Below are 16012 nucleotides of genomic sequence, written 5' to 3'. Positions count from 1 at the left end.
CCTCATGCACATCCTCCTCTTCGGCGCCTCCGGTCACGTCGGCACCGGGCTCGCCCAGCAGCTCAGTCCGCAGCACAGAGTCACCGGCATCGTCCGCCGCACTCCGGACACGGAGACGGCATACGAACCGGTGACTGTGCCGGACTGGGTGGACGAGCCGGAGGCGGTCACCTCGGCGCTCGCCTCCAGAGACCTGCCGCCGGTCGATGCCGTCATCGCCGCCATCGGCGGGTGGTACATCGACGAACCGGTGCTCGACCGAGGTCTGGAGAAGTTCGATGCGGACTATGACTCATACTTGCGCGGGCACTTCACAGCCTGTGCGATCTCGCAGTCCCTGGCCACCGACCGGACGAGCGCGATCCGGGGAATCGTCCACCTGGCGCTCAACGGCGTCGCCAGTGTCGAAGCGCTGGCCGGGTCAGGGGCGATCAGCGTCTTCGGCGCCGCGCAGAAGATGCTCATCGAAGTCGCCGCAGCGGAATCGACGAGCGTGGCCTTCCGCGAGCTGCGGATCATGGCTCCGATCGGCGGCGATGATCGCAATGATCTGTCCGGGGGAGTCGAAACCGTTCAACTCACCGAGGTGGCCGACGGTATCACCGCGATCCTTGACTCACCCGATCGCTTCGAGGTGGGCACCGAGATCCACGCGAACGCTGGGACCTCTGCCGGCTGACTGCTTCGACTCAGGCGCGGGTGTAGCGGAGGAAGACCTGGTCGTCCTCGGTGCGCACATCGATGAGGCGCAGATCGATCTCGGCCTCGAGCCCGGAGAAGTGGCTGCCGGGAGTGCGGATATAGCAAGGGCTCACGCTCAGATGCAGTTCCGCGCCCGGATAATGCTCGAGCAGGCGAAACGCGAGATTCGGACCCGACTCGCACAGCAGCACCGCCTCATCGGTCGGTGCCGATTCGGGGGAGGGGGCCGTCGGCAGCGAGGCAGCCACCTCGGTGATGGTGTCTGCTGTGAAGTGCTGGGCACGATAGTCGAGGCCGCGGGCGTCGAGCTCGCTCTGCAGTGCGGTCGGATCGGACTCGGTGAGCACGTGCACGGGGGTGTGCTGCAGCGTTTTGCCTGCGGCGTTGATGACGGGCAGCTGCGGATTCAGCGCGGTGCGGCGGTCGACGATGATCGCGTTCGCGCTGCGTCGCAGGGCGAGGAAGCGCCGGAAGTCGGCGTCCGTGGACACCCCGGTCGACCAGCCGTTCTCGGCGAAGGATCCGTTGATCGACTGGACGAGGGAGAGGATGAGACGGCGCACGGGTTCCTGCTCTTCTGCTTCTTCGGCTCTGCTATTTCTTGACTTCGGGTGCCGGCCCCATGGCGATGCGCGGGTGAGCGTCCGGATCGATGGTGCGCATGATCCACTTGAGGTCCGCCTCGTCGAGGGTGACGCAGCCGTTCGTGCCGGAATCGTGGTCGAGGTGCAGCCAGATTCCGCCGCCCTTGTCCCAGCCCATCGGTCGGGTCTTGTCCGTCGGCGGAGTGCCGGGTCTGCGGTTGTAGTCGATGGCGATGATGTAGTCGAAGACCGATTTGTAGTCCGCCCCATAGGCCACCGTCGCCGAGGAGGGCAGACGATTGTCTTGGGTGTACGGCAGGTCGGTGCCCGGGTTTGCCTTGAAACCGCCCGCGTCGCTGAGTGTGAACACTCCGATCGGGGTGGTCTTATCGCCCTCGCGGCGATCCTTCAGCCATCCTTTGGAGCCGTTGTGGGTGTCGAAGGTCTTGAGCTTCTTCCATTTCTTGTCCGTGAACTCATAGAAGCTCAGGCTCGACTTCTCCGAAGCGGCTGTCGGCGAGGTCGCGACGAGGACCTGCGAGGTCTCTGCCGGGATCTGGTCGGTGAACTCCTTCGCCAGACCGGGGACAGGGACGGGGTGGACCGGTCCGGTCGCCTCGGTGGCGGGCTGATCGGATGCAGTCGAATCTGAGTCGGCGCCGGTGGGGGAGTCCTGGGCCGGGGCTGCGAAATCACCGAATCTCGTCTGCTGTGCCGGAGCGGCGAAACCGGCGGACTCGACCGCCGAGGGATCGTCCGGGCCGTCGTCGGCATCGGCCCCGCAGGCGGTCACCAGCAGAGCGCAGGCGAGAAGCGCGGGCACTCCCGCGCGCCGGAGGACTCCATCGGACATGAGGTCATCATCTCACGAAGCATGAGAACTCGCCGGTAGCGACTATGCGAAAATGACACCATGAGCATTCCACCTGTGCCGAACCATCCTCCGCGCCCCGGGCGTCGGAAGCCGGCCGAGGAGTCTCCGGAGTCGATCACAACCCAGTTGTTCATCGGCGAGGATGAGTCCGCGGCCGCTGATGGCTCCACCCAAGCACTCACTCCCGCAGAACTGCAGAGGCTGCGGTCGATGGTCGAATCCGACGGCACCGATGCCACCGAGGTGCTCAGCCTCGAAGAGCTGCGCGGACTGGCCGCCGCCGATGGATATCAGACGGGAGGGCTGCCGGCCGCGCCGCGCAAGGTGAACTCCGACGATATCGCCGCTGCGGAGGCTCCCTCGGCTCCGAAGCAGTGGAACCCGCTGCCCGGCTCGCAGCCGGCGCCTGCGGACGCGCACCGGGCCGAGCCGCATTCGCAGCAGCCCGAATCACACCCGCATCAGGGAGATCCTCAGCCGCACCAGGGGCAGTGGGGCGGAGAGTTCGGTGCCGCCGGTCATGCCGCAGCATCTCAGCCGCAGGCTGCCGGGCCGGTGCAGTCGCCGGCGGGACCCGATCACGCTCAGCCCGGCACCGGTCGCCCCGCGGGGCCCGGATACGGGCAGGCGGGCCACGCTCCCGCCTACAGCGGTGCCTATGCCGCCGGCTATGCGCCGGGCGGACCTGCCGGTCCCGGAGGACCCGGCGGACCGGGAGGACCCGGCGGACCGGGGAATCCCGGCGGCCCGCACGACCCCTATGGTCGGCGAAATGATACGAAGAAGGTCCCCGCGTGGCTGTGGGTGCTCGCTGCCATCGCGCTCATCCTTGCCCTCGGCATCGTCGGCTATATCGTCTGGGACTCCACCCAGGGTGACGACACCACCACCGTCGGACCCACGGACGAACCGTCGATCGGTCAGACCGATGATCCCGAGCCGTCCGATTCGGGCAGCTCGGAGGCTCCCGTCGCCGAAGAGACCTTCACATCCCCGTCGGGGAATATCGCCTGCACCATCGACTCCGAACGAGTGCGCTGCGTGATCAAGGACTACGAGTACTCACCACCGGAGAAGCCCGACGACTGCAAGCTCGACGACTGGGGCTCCATCGTCGTGGCGAACAAGGAAGGCTCAGGCTTCTCCTGCGTCGAGGCTCCCGAGAGCAACGGCCCGGCACGTGTCCTCGGCTACGGGGATTCGATCTCCGCGGCGGGGATGACCTGCACCTCCAGCGAAGAGGGCATGACCTGCAAATCCGACGACACCGGAGTCGGATTCAACGTCCGCCGCGCCTCGGTCGACTTCCTCAAGTAGGAGCCGGGAGCCGCCTCGGCGATCTTAGGATGTGGACGGAATTCGGACGGATCGCGGAAGGGGGGCTACGGTGATCGTGTGGCTCATAGGTTCCTCCTCCTTCCTTGCCGCGACGAGTCCTGAACGGACAGCACGCTCGTCGCGGAGTCCTCGTATGCTGGTCAAGCGCTGAGAAACTTAAGTTAGAGGAACAATGAAACTGCAGAAGCCTTCTCCCATGCCGTTCGGCAAGTACAAGTCGTTCCAGGACCGCATCGCGCTGGATATGCGCGATCGCACCTGGCCCGACCAGATCATCAGCAAGGCGCCTCGCTGGCTGAGCACCGACCTGCGCGACGGCAACCAAGCGCTCATCGATCCGATGACCCCGGACCGCAAACGCAAGATGTTCGATCTGCTCGTCAAGCTCGGCTTCAAGGAGATCGAGGTCGGATTCCCGGCCGCCAGCCAGGTCGACTTCGACTTCGTCCGCGAGATCATCGAACAGGACGCGATTCCCGATGACGTCCGGATCTCCGTGCTCACGCAGGCTCGTGAGGACCTCATCGAACGCACCGTCGAATCCCTCGTCGGCGCGAAGATGCCCACCGTGCACCTCTACAACGCAACCGCGCCGGTCTTCCGCAAGGTCGTCTTCGGCTTCGACGGAGACGGCTTCGACCAGACTCGCGATATCGCATTGCAGGGCACTCAGGCCGTGATGAAGCACGCCGAGACTCTGCTGTCCGACGCGGACTTCGGCTACCAGTATTCGCCGGAGATCTTCGTCGACACCGAACCCGAGTTCGCCCTCGACATCGTCGGCAGCGTCCTCGACATGTGGCAGCCGGCAGCCGGCCGCGAGACCGTCGTCAACCTGCCGGCCACGGTCGAACGCGGCACACCGAACACCTACGCGGACCAGATCGAATGGTTCTGCCGCAATATGCCCTACCGCGACGAAGTGGCCGTGTCCCTGCACCCGCACAACGACCGGGGCACCGGCGTGGCCGCTGCGGAGATGGGAATGATGGCCGGCGCCGACCGCATCGAAGGCTGCCTGTTCGGCAACGGTGAGCGCACCGGCAACCTCGATCTCGTCACCGTCGCTCTCAACCTGTACACGCAGGGCATCGACCCGGAGCTCGACTTCTCCGATATCGACGAGGTCATCCACACCGTCACCGAATGCAACCAGATCGGTGTCCACGAACGTCACCCCTACGGAGGCGACCTCGTCTTCACCTCGTTCTCGGGCTCGCACCAGGACGCGATCAACAAAGCCTTCGCCGATCGTGAGAAGAAGGCGCACGCCCAGGGCACCCCCGTCGACCTCATGGAATGGGACATGCCCTACCTGCCGGTCGACCCGAAGGACCTCGGCCGCAGCTACGAGGCGATCATCCGTGTGAACTCGCAGTCCGGCAAGGGCGGAGTGACCTACCTGCTCAAGAGCGAGTACGGACTCGACCTGCCGCGTCGGATGCAGGTCGAATTCTCCCGCGCCGTGCAGCAGCACACCGAAGCCGGCGGCGAGGTCACCGCCGAGGAGATCCGCCGCATCTTCAACTACGAATACCTGCCCGCCGAAGATCCCGAGAAGGCCTGGGGCCGCTTTCAGATCGTCGGTCTGCGCACCGAATCGGGCAATGTCGACGGTGCCGGCTCGTCGGCGGAGCGCATCGAGGTCGACCTCATCGTCGACGGTCAGGAACGCACCTACGAAGGGCGCGGCAACGGACCGATCGACGCGCTGGTGAAGATCCTCATCGACCAGTTCGACGTCGACGTGCGACTCCAGGACTACTCCGAGCACGCCATCGGCTCCGGCGCTGACACCAACGCCGCAGCCTATGTCGAACTCGCCGTCGAAGACCGCGTCGTCTGGGGCGCCGGTCTGCACCCGAACATCACGAAGGCCTCGCTCAAGGCCGTCGTCTCAGCCGTCAACCGTGCGGCTCGCGACCGCCAGAGCTGAGGCTGCGCGGTCGATCTCACAGAAGTCGCTTAAGCGCGGCGGGGTGATTCCCCGCCGCGCTTAAGCGATAATGGGCGGGTGCACAACTATCGTGATGAAGGCATCGTGCTCCAGGGGCACAAACTCGGCGAAGCCGACCGCATCGTCACCGTGCTCACTCGCAGCCACGGCCTCGTCCGCGCCGTCGCGAAGGGGGTGCGCCGGACGAAATCGCGGTTCGGCTCCCGCCTCGAACCCTTTATGCTCGTCGACCTGCAATGCCATGTCGGGCGCAGCCTCGACATCGTCACCCAGGTCGAACTCGTCGAACCCTTCGCCCGCGGAATCGCCACGGACTTCGATGTCTATTCGGCCGCCTCGGTGATGGCCGAAACGGCGCGCAGCATCACCGAAGCCGAACCCCAGTCCCGCACGCATTTCCTCCTCCTCGTCTCTGCCATCCGTTCGCTGTGCAACCGCGAACACCCGCCGAGGCTGTCCCTCGATGCGTACCTGCTGCGCGCGATGTCCGTGGCCGGGTGGGCACCGAGCCTGCTCGACTGCGCCCAGTGCGGGAATCCCGGACCCCACCGCGCGTTCTCCGCAGCCTTGGGCGGGGCCGTGTGCACGAACTGTCGCCCCTCCGGTGCCGCGCTGCCCGACACCGATGCGCTCGAACATATGGCCGCGCTCCTGTCCGGCGACTGGGAGCGTGCCGAGGCCTCCGACCTGCACGATCAGATCGACGGGTCGAAGCTGGTCTCGGACTGGGTGTCCTGGCACCTCGAGCGCAATATCCGATCACTGAGAATTCTGGAGAGCACATGAGCTACCCCGCACCACCGGCCCACCCCAGCGGAGCGAGACCTCCGCGCATCGACGCGAAGTTCGTGCCCCGGCACGTCGCGATCGTCATGGACGGCAACGGTCGGTGGGCGAATCAGCGGGGGCTGCCGCGCACGGAAGGGCACAGAGCCGGGGAAGCTTCGCTGCTCGACGTCATCCACGGTGCGATCGAGGTCGGCGTGGACTATCTGTCGGCGTATGCGTTCTCGACGGAGAACTGGAAGCGCTCACCCGAAGAGGTGCGCTTCCTCATGGGGTTCAACCGTGATGTCATCCGCCGCCGTCGCGATGAGCTCAACGCCCTGGGCGTGCGGATCGTGTGGTCCGGCCGGCGCGGACGGCTGTGGCGTTCGGTCATCGACGAACTCGAGACCGCCGCGGAGATGACGAAGAACAACACCGGTCTCGTGCTCCAGTTCTGCGTGAACTACGGCGGACGCTCCGAGATCGTCGACGCGATCAATGAGATCACCGCCGAGGTGGCCGCCGGGAAGCTCAAACCCGGCAAGGTCTCGGAGAAGACCGTCCGCTCCCGCCTCTACGCACCCATCGTGCCCGACGTCGACCTGTTCATGCGGTCCTCGGGGGAGCAGCGGACCTCGAACTTCCTGCTCTGGCAGTCAGCCTATGCCGAGATGGTCTTCCAGGATGTGCTGTGGCCCGATGTCGATCGGCGCACCCTGTGGGCGGCGATCGAAGAGTACGCCCGCCGCGACCGTCGCTTCGGCGGCGCCGTCGACACGCCTACGGCCTGACGCGAAGGCTGAGGACTGAGTCGCAGCTTCCACGGGCTTCTGAGGCTCGGCCGGCCCGTTCCACTCTGCTGACGACGAGGGCCCCGCAGCATCTTGCTGCGGGGCCCTCGTCATGGTTTCGGCCGGATCGGCGCTTCACCGTTCTCACGACTCCGGGGGAGTCACGGTCATGACACGATCGGTTCAGTAGTGGTCGCGGGAGCGGTCGCCGCGTCCGCCGAACTTCTTGCCGCCGCCTCGGCGATCACCGCGGAAGTTGCGGCCGTCACCGGGCTGCTTGTCGAAGTTGCGCTTCTTGAACGGGCGTCCCGGGCGACCGGAATCCGGACGGATATCGATGGGCCGGCCCTGGATCTCGGTGTGGGAGAGCTTGCGCAGCACCGACGGGTCGAGGTCCTTGGGCAGGTCGACGAGCGTGTGGTTCGAACGGATGTCGATATGGCCGATCTGCTTCGAGGTGATTCCACCTTCGTTCGCGATCGCACCGACGACGGCGCCCGGCTGCAGGCGCTCGTTTCGTCCCAGGGCCAGACGGTAGGTCGTCATGTTCTCATCACGGGCACGTCCGCCACGGCCCGGACGGCCGCCGTCACGACCGCCGTCGCGGTCACGGTCTCGTCCCTGACGACGTGCCGGTTCGGGCATCGGCTCGGCCTTGAGCGTATTCGACTCGAGGACGAGGGACGCCAGCGCGGCGGCGATGTTCGAGGCCGGCACATCACGGGAGAGCGAGTACGCCTCGATGACGTCGGTGAGTTCGGACAGTTCGGTCTGCGCGAGCACATCGTCGATGCGCTTCGTGAACTTGTCGACGCGAGTGTTCGTCAGCTCTTCGACGCTGGGCAGGGTCAGCGGTTCGACCTTCTGCTTCGTGGCGCGCTCGATGGAGCCGAGCATGCGCTGCTCGCGCGGAGTGACGAAGAGGATCGCCTCACCGGAGCGTCCGGCACGACCGGTGCGGCCGATGCGGTGGACGTAGGATTCGGTGTCGTGCGGGATGTCGTAGTTGACGACGAGCGTGATGCGCTCGACGTCGAGACCGCGGGCGGCCACATCGGTGGCGACGAGGATGTCGATCTTCGCCTCGCGCAGCATGTCGATCGTGCGCTCACGTGCCTGCTGCGGGATGTCGCCGTTGATCGCGGCGGTCTTGAACCCGCGGGCACGCAGCTTCTCGGCCAGCTCCTCGGTGGCCTGCTTGGTACGCACGAACATGATGATGCCCTCGTACTCCTCGACCTCGAGGATCCGGGTCAGCGCATCGAGCTTGTGCGAGTGCTGAACCATGAAGTAGCGCTGGCGGATGTTCGCGCCGGTCTGCGACTTCGCAGCGATCCGGACTTCCTTTGGGTCGTCCAGGTACTTGCCGGTGATCCGGTGGATCGAGGACGGCATGGTGGCAGAGAACAGTGCCACCTGACGGTCGGGACCGACCTGGCTGAAGATCTCTTCGATGTCTTCGGCGAAGCCCATCTTGAGCATCTCGTCGGCCTCATCGAGGATGAGGTGCTTGAGGCTGCCGAGTTTGAGCGATCCCTTCTTGAGGTGGTCGATGACGCGACCGGGGGTGCCGACGACGACCTGCGCGCCACGGCGCAGACCGGCCAGCTGCGGGCCGTAGGCCTGACCTCCGTAGATCGGGAGCACGGAGAAGTCGGACAGTTCCGTGGCGTAGGAGGTGAACGCCTCGGCGACCTGGATCGCGAGTTCGCGGGTGGGGGTGAGTACGAGGGCGAACGGGCCGTGGTCGGCGCGCCCCGCCTCGGCGAGGTCGGACAGGGCCGGCAGGGCGAAAGCCGCGGTCTTGCCGGTTCCGGTCTGGGCCAGACCGATGACGTCACGGCCCGACAGGAGGGTCGGGATCGTCTCGGCCTGGATGGGGGTGGGGATCTCGTAGCCCTGCGCCTCTACGGCCTTGAGCACGAGCGGGTGGAGTCCCAGTTCGGAGAATCTCGGAGTGGTTTCGTCGTTTGCGGACACATCGGTCATGAGTGATCTCTCTCACGTCGGCACACACTTGATCGCAGATGACTGTAGTGGCGATCTACCCTGCGGCCGCTTGTGCAATCATCGTGAGCAATCCGGGCCGAAACCGTAGAGATCCAAGAACTCGCTTGGACAGACGTGAAGACGTCGGTACGGAGAAAGGTTTGGGTGTACCCCAAGTCTACATGCCACACCCTCGCCGAGGCGGTCCCGGAGTGGGAATCCGAGTGTGAGATCAGTCGCCTCCGGTGGTCTCCTGCCGTTGCCGAGGTCGGGTGTCAGGGAGGGTCGGGTCGGCGTTGAGGAAGCGAAGGCGTGACCAGTTAGGCTGGTACCTGCGAGCCACGGCAGCCGGCCGTCGGCGAACTGAAACAAGGAGAGAACTAGTGGCACAGTCCAAGTTGGATGCCGTCATCGCCCTGGCCAAGCGCAGAGGATTCGTCTTCCAAGCAGGAGAGATCTACGGCGGTTCCCGCTCGGCATGGGACTACGGGCCCTTGGGTGTGGAGCTCAAGGACAATATCAAGGCCCAGTGGTGGCAGCAGTTCGTGCGCGGTCGCGAAGACGTCGTCGGCCTCGACTCCTCGATCATCCTGCCCAAGCGCGTCTGGGAAGCCTCCGGCCACGTCGCCACCTTCGTCGATCCTCTCGTCGAGTGCCTCAACTGCCACAAGCGCCACCGCGAGGACCACCTCGTCGAGGCGTATGAGGCGAAGAACAAGAAGGCTCCGGAGAACGGCATGGCCGATATCGTCTGCCCCGACTGCGGAACCCGCGGTCAGTGGACCGAGCCGCAGGAGTTCTCCGGTCTGGTCAAGACCTTCCTCGGACCCGTCGACTCCGAAGCCGGGCTCCACTACCTGCGTCCGGAGACCGCGCAGGGCATCTTCGTGAACTTCAACAATGTGCTCACCGCCGCCAGGAAGAAGCCGCCGTTCGGCATCGGCCAGATCGGCAAGGCCTTCCGCAACGAGATCACCCCCGGCAACTTCATCTTCCGCACCCGTGAGTTCGAGCAGATGGAGATCGAGTACTTCGTCCACCCGGACGAGGCCGATGACTACTACAAGCAGTGGGTCGAAGACTGCTGGTCCTGGTTCCTCGATCTCGGCATCTCCGAAGACAACGTCCGCCGCCTCGACGTTCCCGCCGAGGACCGTGCGCACTATTCGGCGGGCACCATCGACATCGAATACCGCTTCGGCTTCCAGGGGTCCGAGTGGGGCGAGCTGATGGGTGTGGCCAACCGCACCGACTACGACCTCGGCACTCACACGGAGGTCTCGGGGGCGAAGCTGCAGTACTTCGACCAGGCCAGCGGAGACCGCTACACCCCATATGTCATCGAACCCTCCTTCGGCCTGACCCGGTCGATGATGGCCTTCCTCGTCGAGGCCTACAGCGAGGACGAGGCGCCGAACACGAAGGGCGGCGTCGACAAGCGCGTCGTGCTCAAGCTTGATCCGCGTCTGGCCCCGGTCAAGGCTGCGGTGCTGCCGTTGAGCCGCAACGAGAAGCTGACACCGGCGGCGAAGGATCTCGCTGCGACGCTGCGTCGACGCTGGAACATCGACTTCGATGATGCCGGTGCCATCGGCCGTCGCTACCGTCGCCAGGACGAGATCGGAACGCCGCTGTGCATCACCGTCGACTTCGACACCCTCGATGATCAGGCAGTGACGATTCGCAAGCGTGATGACATGAGCCAGGAGCGCGTGAGCATCGATCAGGTGGAGAACTACCTGGCCGACCACCTCGCCGGAGCCTGACCCCAATTACTACCTGACGGCGGCCCAGCAACCTGGCGCCAGGTTGCTGGGCCGCCGTCAGGTAGTTCTGGGCTGGCTGCCTCGGTGAGCACCAGCCGCCATTCCGCCCTGGTCGACCGCCCCGCATCTGTCCGGTCAGCCGTCCCTGAAGGATCGCCATGCATATGACGTCCACACACGAACCGAAGGCCTCGCCGAAGGTTCGTCTGATCATGCTCGCCTGCCTCATCCCGCTCATCGTCGTCACGATCGCCGGACTCTTCGTACTGTGGCCGTCGGGACCCGACAAGGATCTGCCCGGTGGCGGGCCGACGACGAACACGGCCGAGGGGACCACCGACACGAAGGTCACCGTCACCGCCGTCGACGCTTCGGACTGCGACCCTGGGGAGACGGACCCGATGGTCCGCGCCGACTGCACGACATACACCGTGGAGGCGGACGGGCAGGAAGGCAGCCTCTACGTCACCCCCGACGCTGTCAAGGCCGGCGTCGATGTCGGAGACACGATCAAGGTCCTCGACTTCACGAAGTCACCGGACCGGGCGGAGATGGGCACCGACTACGTGTTCATCGATTTCGACCGGAACGTGCCGATGCTCGCCCTGGCGATCATCTACGGGATCGTCGTCCTCCTCGTCGCCGGTCTGCGCGGACTGCGCGCACTCATCGGACTCGGCTTCGCCGGTGCCGTGCTGTTCGTCTTCATGCTTCCGGCGATGCTCGACGGCAAACCGCCGGTGCTGGTGGCGATGGTCTCGGCGAGCCTGATCATGGTCATCGCGCTCTACCTGGCACACGGAATCTCGACGCGGACGTCGACGGCGCTGTTCGGAACGGTGCTCGGCATCGTCATCACGGGCATCCTGGGTGCGTGGATGACGTCCTGGGCGAATCTGGGCATCGCCTATTCGGAGGACGGGTATCTGCTTGTCGATACGACCGATCTGGGGATGACCGACATCATCGTGTGCGCGATCCTCATCACCGGACTCGGAGTGCTCAATGACGTCACGATCACACAGGCTTCGGCGGTGTGGGAGCTGGCAGCCGCTGCCCCGGAGATGAAGCCCGGTCAGCTGTTCTCCCGGGCGATGCGCATCGGGCGTGACCACATCGCCTCGACCGTCTATACGATCACGTTCGCGTATGTGGGCTCGGCGCTGATGACGCTCATCATCGTCTCCGCGCACGATCAGCCGCTGTTCGACACGTTCACACTCGGAGACATGTCGGTCGAGGTGGTGAGCATCCTCGTGTGCTCGATCGGTCTGGTCATCGCGATTCCGCTGACGACCGGACTCGGTGTCCTCGTGGTGAAATCGGGAGTGCGACCGCCGAGGCGGACCACCGGATCCGCTGCTGCGCCCGGCACGATCACGGCTGCAGACCCAGGCACGATCACGGCGGCGGACCCCGCCGAGGAGCGGCCGCCGATGACCCGTCGCGAGGCCCGTGAACGCGACCAGAACCGCTGAACTTAGCCCCGGAACTACCTGACGGCGGCCCAGCAACCTCGCGCGAGGTTGCTGGGCCGCCGTCAGGTAGCAATTGGGGTCAGAACATTGTCCAGGCTTCCTGCAGGACGCCGCGGATGATCTGCTCCATCTCGTCGAACTCGTTCTGACCGACGGTCAGCGGAGGCGAGAGTTGGATGACCGGGTCGCCGCGGTCGTCGGCGCGGCAGTACAGACCGCTGTCGTACATCTTCGCCGACACGAAGTTCTTGAGGATCCGCTCGGACTCCTCTTCGGTGAACGATTCCTTCGTGTCCTTGTCCTTGACGAGTTCGATTCCGTAGAAGAATCCCTCACCGCGGACGTCGCCGACGATCGGCAGGTCCTTGAGCTTCTCGAGCGTGAACTTGAACGCCGCAGCATTCTCGTGCACGTGGTCGTTGAGCTTCTCCTCTTCGAAGACGTCGAAGTTCGCCATCGCCGCGGCACAGGCGACGGGGTGACCGCCGAAGGTGTAGCCGTGGTAGAAGGTCTCGTCTCCGCCGGGGCCGAAGGGCTCGAAGAGCCGATCGGAGGCGATCATCGCACCCAGCGGTGCATACCCGGAGGTGATGCCCTTGGCCGAGGTGATGATGTCGGGAACATAGCCGAAGTCGTTGCAGGCGAACATGTCGCCGATGCGGCCGTAGGCGCAGATCGTTTCGTCCGAGACCAGCAGCACATCGTACTCGTCGCAGATCTCGCGGACCCGCTCGAAGTATCCGGGAGGCGGCGGGAAGCAGCCGCCGGAGTTCTGCACGGGCTCGAGGAAGACGGCGGCCACGGAGTCGGCACCTTCGAACTCGATGGCCTCACCGATGCGATCGGCGGCCCAGCGGCCGAAGGCCTTCTCATCGTGGGCGAGGTGCTCAGGTGCCCGGTAGAAGTTCGTGTTCGGCACCTTGTGCGCACCGGGGACCAGCGGAGCGAACTGCTCCCGCAGACCCGGCAGCGAGGTCACCGACAGCGCACCGTGCGGCGTGCCGTGGTAGGCGGTCGCCCGCGAGATGATCTTGTGCTTGCCGGGTTTGCCGACGAGCTTGAAGTAGTTCTTCGCCAGCTTCATCGCCGACTCGACCGAGTCGCCGCCGCCGGATGTGAGGAAGACCCGGTTGAGATCGCCCGGCGCATAGCTGGCCAGACGTTCCGAGACCTCGATCGCCTGCGGGTGGGCGTACGACCACAGCGGCATGAACGGCAGCTTGAGCGTCTGGTCATACATCGCCTTCGCGATCTGCTCACGACCGTGGCCCACCTGAACGGTGAACAGGCCGGCGAGGCCGTCGAGGTACTTCTTGCCCTTGTCGTCGAAGATGTGGTGACCCTCGCCGCGTACGATGACCGGCGCCTCACCACCGTTGAACAGTGCTTGGTGTGGTGACATGTGCATCCACACGTTGTTGCGGATGGCATCCTGATAAGGAGTGCCGGCCCTGGTGACATTGTCTGTCATCGCGTCCCCCAGTTGTATTTCTGCTTTTCGAGTGAGAGGTACATGAAGAGCTCCGTATCCACGACGGCATCGATCGAGCGGAGCTCCTCATTGACGAACTCGATCAGATGCCGATCCGATTCACACACGATCTCGACCAGGAGGTCGAACGAACCGGCGGTGACGACGAGGTAGTCGATCTCGTCGTAGTCGTGCAGCTTCTCGGCGACCGCGGAGATATCCCCGCGGACCTTGAGCCCCACCATCGCCTGCCGCGCGAATCCCAGACTCAGCGGGTCGGTCACGGCGACGATCTCCATGACACCCGAATCGATGAGCCGCGACACCCGCTGGCGCACGGCGGCCTCGGACAGGCCGACGGACTTGCCGATGGCCGAATAGGATTTCCTTCCGTCGTGCTGCAGCTCGACGATGATCGCCTTAGATTTCTCGTCGAGATTCCCCAGTCGGGAACCGCTGCCGTTCGGCAGAAGCGGGTCCATTCTTCACCTCCGTGATGTGCGTCTCAGAACAATCTATCACCGAATCTGCTGAAATGCGCTGTTGTGTATGCGAATTCAGTCGAAACTGAAAATGTTTGGTTCTGGATTCGTCAATATCGCCGAGGCGGCCGACGGGTATCCATGTCGAGTGCCGTTTCCGCGGCGCCCGGATCCGCCGTTCGCCGACCGCCCGGAACCGCCGTTCGCCGACCACCCGAAGTGGCGGTTCGAGGGTTGCCTGGCCCGGCGTCGGCGGTTGCCCGGATCCCTGTTGCGAAGGACTGCGAACCGCCGTTGCGAAAGCCCGCCGATCCCCGCGGGTGCGCGGATCGGCAGACCGCCGACAACACGCGCATGGACAGTGATTGACAGTATGTGAGCGAGATCACCACACTGGGATCATGAATGAGGGTGAGCTGTTCTACGGCGGCGATGACAATCGCCCGGATGTGTACGGGATGCGTCCCGGAGCCGAGCAGGGGCAGGCCGGCAAAGAGGTCAAGGCGCGCCCGCAGCCGGTTCCCGGCGAGGTCGATACGATCGGTGCGAACGAACTGTCGTTCAGCGCCGAGGAGTACCTCGGGCGGATCGCTTCGGTGCGCAACCGGATGGTCGACCAGGGCTTGGCCGCGCTCATCGTCACCGACCCGGCGAACATCTACTATCTCACCGGCTACAACGCGTGGTCGTTCTACACCCCGCAGCTGCTCTTCGTGCCGTCGTCGGGACCGATGACGCTGTTCATGCGCGATATGGACGCACGGGGAGCCTCGCATACCTCCTGGCTGCCGCCGGAGGACATCGTCGGCTATCCCGAACGGTATGTGCAGCGTCCGCATATCCACCCCTTCGACTGGGTCGCCTTCGCCCTGCGCCAACGGTGGGAGGTCGCCCGTGCCTCCACCTCTCCGGTCGGCGTCGAGATGGATTCGCATTTCTTCTCCCCGCGAGCCTTCCGGGCCCTGGTCAACGGCGTGCCCGAATGGCGCCTCGTCGACTCCTTCGAGCTCGTCAACTGGATCCGCGCGGTCAAGTCTCCGGCGGAGATCGCGCTCATGCGCAAGGCCGCAAAGGTGACCACCGCCGCCATGGACGCGGCACTGGGCACGATCGGCGTCGGCGTCGGCCAGAACGAAGTGGCGGCCGCGATCTCCGAAGCCCAGACCCGAGGAGGCGACGGAGTCTGGGGTGACTATCCCTCGATCGTCCCGCTCATGCCCACCGGAGAAAGCGCGGACACCCCGCATCTGAGCTGGACCGATCGGAAGTTCGAACGCGACGAATCGGTGAGCATCGAACTCGCCGGAGTCCACCGCCGCTACCATGTTCCGCTGGCCCGCACCGCGGTGACCGGGCGACCGAAGCAGGAGCTCGTCCGTCTCGAAGGTGTTGTCGCCGAGGCGCTGTCCGCGGTCCTCGACGTCGCCGCACCCGAGGTGCCCACTGCGGAACTCGCCCGCACCTGGAATCGCGTGCTCGCCCTGTCGGGACTGGAGAAACCCAGTCGCCTGGGCTACTCGATCGGGATCGGCTACCCTCCCGACTGGGGCGAGCGGACGATCTCGATCCGCACCGAGGACGACCAGATCCTCGAGGCGGGAATGACCTTCCACCTCATCGGCGGAATGTGGATGAACGGCTACGGAATCGAGCTCTCGGAACCGGTGCTCATCACCGACACCGGCTGCGAACCGTTCACCCATTTCCCGCGTGAGATCATCCGCGTCTGAGGGGTTCCGCGGCCGCGCCTCGGGCACAGGCTGCCCGCCTCAGCAGTCTCCGTCCGCATCCCCGAGCCGAACTCGCCGGCGA

General features: G+C 65.2%; 13 protein-coding genes. 8 read left to right on the top strand and 5 right to left on the bottom strand.

Annotated features, from left to right (window positions below; genetic code table 11):
• Positions 1-4 precede the first annotated feature (4 nt).
• Positions 5-679: an NAD(P)-dependent oxidoreductase gene (locus tag ACVZTU_RS10595; protein WP_139469811.1), complete on the top strand. Its 675-nt coding sequence runs from the start codon at positions 5-7 to the stop codon at positions 677-679.
• A gap of 10 nt (positions 680-689) precedes the next feature.
• Here ACVZTU_RS10595 and ACVZTU_RS10590 read toward each other — a convergent pair whose 3' ends face one another.
• Both ACVZTU_RS10590 and ACVZTU_RS10585 read right to left on the bottom strand, forming a co-directional pair.
• Positions 690-1265 (bottom strand): hypothetical protein, encoded by a 576-nt coding sequence (locus ACVZTU_RS10590; protein WP_482400356.1) that lies wholly within the window; start codon positions 1263-1265, stop codon positions 690-692.
• Between the two features lie 31 nt (positions 1266-1296).
• A complete protein-coding gene (locus ACVZTU_RS10585) occupies positions 1297-2139 on the bottom strand; it encodes a L,D-transpeptidase family protein (protein WP_139469813.1) in 843 nt (280 codons plus the stop codon).
• A 60-nt stretch (positions 2140-2199) separates the two neighbouring features.
• On the opposite strand from ACVZTU_RS10585, the gene ACVZTU_RS10580 reads away from it, so the two are divergent.
• From ACVZTU_RS10580 to ACVZTU_RS10565, 4 genes are all read left to right on the top strand, one after another.
• Entirely contained in the window at positions 2200-3477 is a 1278-nt protein-coding gene (locus tag ACVZTU_RS10580; RefSeq protein WP_482400355.1) for a DUF6636 domain-containing protein, read from the top strand.
• Between the two features lie 193 nt (positions 3478-3670).
• A complete protein-coding gene (gene leuA, locus ACVZTU_RS10575; RefSeq protein ID WP_139908170.1) occupies positions 3671-5434 on the top strand; it encodes a 2-isopropylmalate synthase in 1764 nt (587 codons plus the stop codon).
• A 78-nt stretch (positions 5435-5512) separates the two neighbouring features.
• Positions 5513-6241: a DNA repair protein RecO gene (gene recO / locus ACVZTU_RS10570; protein ID WP_139469816.1), complete on the top strand. Its 729-nt coding sequence runs from the start codon at positions 5513-5515 to the stop codon at positions 6239-6241.
• Positions 6238-7014 (top strand): isoprenyl transferase, encoded by a 777-nt coding sequence (locus tag ACVZTU_RS10565; RefSeq protein ID WP_139469817.1) that lies wholly within the window; start codon positions 6238-6240, stop codon positions 7012-7014. Before recO ends, ACVZTU_RS10565 begins: the two co-directional genes overlap by 4 nt.
• A 183-nt stretch (positions 7015-7197) precedes the next feature.
• Here the strand turns inward: ACVZTU_RS10565 and ACVZTU_RS10560 are convergent, their stop codons facing one another.
• Positions 7198-9003 carry a DEAD/DEAH box helicase gene (locus ACVZTU_RS10560; protein WP_482400354.1) on the bottom strand — a complete coding sequence of 602 codons (1806 nt, stop codon included), beginning with the start codon at positions 9001-9003 and terminating at the stop codon, positions 7198-7200.
• A gap of 383 nt (positions 9004-9386) precedes the next feature.
• Between ACVZTU_RS10560 and ACVZTU_RS10555 the strand changes: the two genes are divergently transcribed.
• Together ACVZTU_RS10555 and ACVZTU_RS10550 are read left to right on the top strand one after the other, a co-directional pair.
• A complete protein-coding gene (locus ACVZTU_RS10555) occupies positions 9387-10769 on the top strand; it encodes a glycine--tRNA ligase (protein WP_139469819.1) in 1383 nt (460 codons plus the stop codon).
• A 164-nt stretch (positions 10770-10933) separates the two neighbouring features.
• Positions 10934-12247, top strand: a complete 1314-nt coding sequence (locus ACVZTU_RS10550; protein ID WP_180345675.1) for a YibE/F family protein — start codon at positions 10934-10936, stop codon at positions 12245-12247.
• Between the two features lie 79 nt (positions 12248-12326).
• Here the strand turns inward: ACVZTU_RS10550 and ACVZTU_RS10545 are convergent, their stop codons facing one another.
• On the bottom strand, positions 12327-13718 hold the full coding sequence (locus ACVZTU_RS10545) for an aspartate aminotransferase family protein (protein WP_169252425.1): 1392 nt from the start codon (positions 13716-13718) through the stop codon (positions 12327-12329).
• Positions 13715-14200: an Lrp/AsnC family transcriptional regulator gene (locus tag ACVZTU_RS10540; protein WP_101547408.1), complete on the bottom strand. Its 486-nt coding sequence runs from the start codon at positions 14198-14200 to the stop codon at positions 13715-13717. Before ACVZTU_RS10540 ends, ACVZTU_RS10545 begins: the two co-directional genes overlap by 4 nt.
• Positions 14201-14601: 401 nt before the next feature.
• On the opposite strand from ACVZTU_RS10540, the gene ACVZTU_RS10535 reads away from it, so the two are divergent.
• The gene (locus tag ACVZTU_RS10535; RefSeq protein WP_172169823.1) at positions 14602-15930 is read left to right on the top strand and encodes a M24 family metallopeptidase; all 1329 of its coding nucleotides are present in this window, start codon (positions 14602-14604) and stop codon (positions 15928-15930) included.
• Positions 15931-16012: the final 82 nt, after the last annotated feature.

The organism is Brevibacterium sp. OS20 (assembly GCF_056837565.1).
This window is presented reverse-complemented; position numbering and strand designations above follow the sequence as displayed.

What these genes read in the sequence shown, in the direction of transcription:
- ACVZTU_RS10550 (WP_180345675.1), top strand. Translation starts at nt 10,934, where the DNA reads ATGACGTCCACACACGAACCGAAGGCCTCGCCGAAGGTTCGTCTGATC.
- ACVZTU_RS10565 (WP_139469817.1), top strand. Translation starts at nt 6,238, where the DNA reads ATGAGCTACCCCGCACCACCGGCCCACCCCAGCGGAGCGAGACCTCCG.
- ACVZTU_RS10595 (WP_139469811.1), top strand. Translation starts at nt 5, where the DNA reads ATGCACATCCTCCTCTTCGGCGCCTCCGGTCACGTCGGCACCGGGCTC.
- ACVZTU_RS10540 (WP_101547408.1), bottom strand. Translation starts at nt 14,200, where the DNA reads ATGGACCCGCTTCTGCCGAACGGCAGCGGTTCCCGACTGGGGAATCTC.
- leuA (WP_139908170.1), top strand. Translation starts at nt 3,671, where the DNA reads ATGAAACTGCAGAAGCCTTCTCCCATGCCGTTCGGCAAGTACAAGTCG.
- ACVZTU_RS10560 (WP_482400354.1), bottom strand. Translation starts at nt 9,003, where the DNA reads ATGACCGATGTGTCCGCAAACGACGAAACCACTCCGAGATTCTCCGAA.
- ACVZTU_RS10545 (WP_169252425.1), bottom strand. Translation starts at nt 13,718, where the DNA reads ATGACAGACAATGTCACCAGGGCCGGCACTCCTTATCAGGATGCCATC.
- ACVZTU_RS10585 (WP_139469813.1), bottom strand. Translation starts at nt 2,139, where the DNA reads ATGTCCGATGGAGTCCTCCGGCGCGCGGGAGTGCCCGCGCTTCTCGCC.
- ACVZTU_RS10580 (WP_482400355.1), top strand. Translation starts at nt 2,200, where the DNA reads ATGAGCATTCCACCTGTGCCGAACCATCCTCCGCGCCCCGGGCGTCGG.
- ACVZTU_RS10535 (WP_172169823.1), top strand. Translation starts at nt 14,602, where the DNA reads ATGAATGAGGGTGAGCTGTTCTACGGCGGCGATGACAATCGCCCGGAT.